A 1,136-nucleotide genomic window follows, 5' to 3' on the forward strand; every position below is an offset into this window, starting at 1 on the left:
ATGCAGGGGAACGAATGTATCATTCAGATTAAACAGCAGGCCGATCCAAATTAGGGGCTGAGTCAGGCTGTCGGGCAAATATTGCGTATCGGTATCGATAAAGGTCAGCGCTATCAATATGGCAGTCAGAATCAATCCACCAATAGTTGCCCATGACCAGCCGTATTGCCACGCGACAATACCGAATAAGACACCTGTCAGCAGCTCAATCAACGGATAGCGTATGCTGATATGGGTTTTGCAGGCGTGGCATTTCCCACCTAGGAAAACATAGCTGAGGATGGGTATATTTTGCCAAACTCTGATCGGACTTCCGCATTTTGGGCAGTGTGAATCCGGTTTACGCAGATTAAATGGCTGTTTTTCTTCGTCTGTCAGCTCGATGCCCAAATGCTCTTTGGAAAATTGTGTCCATTCACGCTCCATCATTATCGGCGTGCGATAAATGACGACGTTCAGAAAGCTACCAATCAGTAATCCTAAAATAACGGCTAAAGGAATAGCGAATGGCGCAAGAACGGAGAGGGCGTCGATGGCAGAGTAAATACTATCAAGCATATCAACCTACGACATTACCCAAGTTAAACAACGGCAGATACATGGCAATCAGCAAAATACCGATGAGCGAACCCAATACCACCATGATAATAGGCTCCATCAAGTGAGACAATCGGGAGACGGAGTTGTCTACTTCATCTTCGTAGAATTCGGCTGCTTTGTTCAGCATATCATCCAAAGAGCCTGACTCTTCGCCGATGGCCGCCATTTGGATTACCATATTGGGGAACATATCCGTGCTTTGCATACTGGATGTCAGCGACAGACCTTGTGTTACCTTGGCACGGATGTCTTGAGTAGCTTCTTCATAGAGAATATTGCCGGATGCGCCTGCAACTGAATCTAATACTTCCACCAAAGGAACGCCGGCTGCGAAGAGGGTGGAAGTCGTACGCGCCCAACGGGCAATGGTCGCTTTTCGGACAATGGTACCAAAAACAGGCAGTCTCAAAATCAGAGCATCGATTCGTTTTTGGAAGGTAGGCGATTTTTCATGGAGTTTGTACAGGCCGAAGGCGGAAACAATCAAAAGGATGATCATAATCCAGCCGTAATCGACGAATAAATCAGACAAGCTC

The 1,136-nt window shown here is 46.7% G+C and carries 2 protein-coding genes; both read right to left on the minus strand.

From position 1 onward, the window contains the following. Positions 1-558 (minus strand): prepilin peptidase (locus tag ACTHUM_RS14865; RefSeq protein WP_440403273.1); only part of this gene is annotated, 558 nt, incomplete at its 3' end. A 1-nt stretch (position 559) separates the two neighbouring features. Then, positions 560-1,136 (minus strand): type II secretion system F family protein (locus ACTHUM_RS14870; RefSeq protein ID WP_440403274.1); only part of this gene is annotated, 577 nt, incomplete at its 5' end.

It is taken from the genome of Neisseria sp. P0021.S006 (genome assembly GCF_051956895.1).